The 2043-nt window shown below is 63.5% G+C and carries 3 protein-coding genes; 1 reads left to right on the top strand and 2 read right to left on the bottom strand.

Annotation, left to right across the window (positions count from 1 at the left end):
- On the top strand, window positions 1–604 hold a 604-nt coding region (locus tag MOV75_RS35975; protein WP_247007733.1), incomplete at its 5' end, for an extensin family protein.
- A 44-nt stretch (window positions 605–648) separates the two neighbouring features.
- On the opposite strand, the gene MOV75_RS35980 is transcribed toward MOV75_RS35975, so the two are convergent.
- Window positions 649–990 carry a DUF6665 family protein gene (locus tag MOV75_RS35980; protein ID WP_246928577.1) on the bottom strand — a complete coding sequence of 114 codons (342 nt, stop codon included), beginning with the start codon at window positions 988–990 and terminating at the stop codon, window positions 649–651.
- A gap of 54 nt (window positions 991–1044) precedes the next feature.
- The gene (locus tag MOV75_RS35985; RefSeq protein ID WP_246928575.1) at window positions 1045–1680 is read right to left on the bottom strand and encodes a TetR/AcrR family transcriptional regulator; all 636 of its coding nucleotides are present in this window, start codon (window positions 1678–1680) and stop codon (window positions 1045–1047) included.
- Between the last annotated feature and the right edge of the window lie 363 nt (window positions 1681–2043).

Consider the following 2043-nt stretch of genomic DNA (forward strand, 5'->3'; position numbering starts at 1 on the left):
CCCGGCGCAGGGCAATCCCGTCACCGCGGTCGGTCCCGTTGCGATCAAGCCGACGGCGACGCTGGCCTGTCCGATCGTGTCCGAGCTCGACCGCTGGCTCGCCGACACCGTGCAGCCCTCTTCCATGCGCTGGTTCGGCGTCCGCGTCGCCGAGATCAAGCAGATATCCGCTTATTCCTGCCGCGGCATGAACGGTAACTCGCGCGCCCATATCTCCGAGCACGCCTTCGGCAATGCGCTCGACATCTCGGCCTTCGTGCTGGCCGATGGCCGCCGCGTCACCGTGAAGGACGGCTGGCGTGGCATGCCGGAAGAGCAGGGATTCCTGCGCGACGTGCAGGCAGGTGCCTGTGCGCATTTCACCACGGTGCTCGCGCCGGGCTCCAACGTCTATCACTACGATCACATCCACGTCGATCTGATGCGCCGCGCCAGCCGCCGCCTGATCTGCCAGCCCGCCGCCGTCTCAGGTGAAGAGGTTGCCGGACGTGCGCAGTCGCGCAGTCCCTATGCCAATGCGCGCGAGCCCTCGGTCACCGGTTCGCTCGGTGCGCGCAAGAGCATGGCGCGCAAGCGCGAGGAAGACGACTACGCCGACGATTAGACGGGATTGCCAGTAGTCCCGGATTGCGCGCTGCTCCATACGGGCTACGATCGCGCCGGCTTCGATGGTGCGGGGCCCAGCCCCATGCAGAGCTGCACCTCGCCGGGGACGTTGTAGGTGCGCATGATGTGGCGGCTGTCACGCAAGCCGGTCGCCTCGCGCTGCACCACGAACATCCAGAGTGCCCGGCCGGCTTCCATCACCAGCTTGCGTCTGGCCGACTGCGTCGAGGCGGTCATCTCCGCGTGCGCGTGGGCCGCGTCGAACTCGCGCAAACGCGTCAGGGCCTGTTCGAGCGTGCGGCCCATCCGTCCAAGCGCCGAGGCCTGTTCCTGGACGATCTCATAATGGAGGATATCGACTGGCGGGCGAAGATCACGAGACATGAGCGCAATATAGTGCGGCCGGATCGGCCTACGCAACGCGCGGACCGCTTGCCGCTACTTCGCCTTATATGCCGCCAGGAACATCCGCGCCGCGCTATCGACCACTTCGGTCATACGCTCTTCCGACGGTGCGGGGGCGGCCTGGAAGACGAAAGGCAGGAAGAGTGAAGCCTTGCACAGTTCCATGAACTGCGACGCCGCAAGGTCGCAATCGTCGATCTCGAGATCGCCGTAGGCAACACGGGTTTTGAGATAGTCGGAGAGGCGGTTGATGCTCTTGTCCAGCACCCGCGCATAATAGCGGCGGCCGACATCAGGCATGCGCTCGGCGATCGCCATCACGGTGCGGATCGCCGATCCGCCGCCGGGCCGGCAGAGCAGGTGGATGTAGGCTCGGCCGAACTCCTTCAGGGTGGTCTCGGCATCGCGCGCGGGATCGAAAGTGAACACGACCTGGCCGTGCTGAAGCGCCTCCTGCTCGAGGATGGCTTCGAACAGCGCGGTCTTGTCGGCGAAGTAGACGTAGAGCGTGCCTTTGGAGACCTGCGCCGCGCGCGCGATCTCGCCCATGCTGGCGCCGTCAAAACCGAGATCCATGAACACCTTGCGGGCCCCGTCGAGGATCTGGCGGCGCTTGGAACTGTCCTCCTCTTGGATGACGTGGAGATGTTCGTGGCCGGCTACAACCATTGGTTCAGGGTCTCGGTAGGTTTTCGAGTCGAGTCTGCGGCCATGAAACCCGAATAAAGGATTCTCGTCAGTAGGGTCCAGGGCGGGATTATTATGTATATTGACCGAACCGTTCGGTCAATGATATTTGGTTCAGCGAGTGGAGAACAGGCCGCACGCCTGCCGTCTCCTTGATCGCTTTTTTGGGGAGGCCTTTATGGCGGTATCGAGAGACCAGGCCGCGCGCGTCCTACGCCCTGAAGCGGTGGAGGAGCACGCGGGCGGGATTATTATGTATATTGACCGAACCGTTCGGTCAATGATATTTGGTTCAGCGAGTGGAGAACAGGCCGCACGCCTGCCGTCTCCTTGATCGCTTTTTTG

Origin of the sequence: Bradyrhizobium sp. PRIMUS42 (genome assembly GCF_023006515.1) — a bacterium.
Classification (GTDB): domain Bacteria; phylum Pseudomonadota; class Alphaproteobacteria; order Rhizobiales; family Xanthobacteraceae; genus Bradyrhizobium.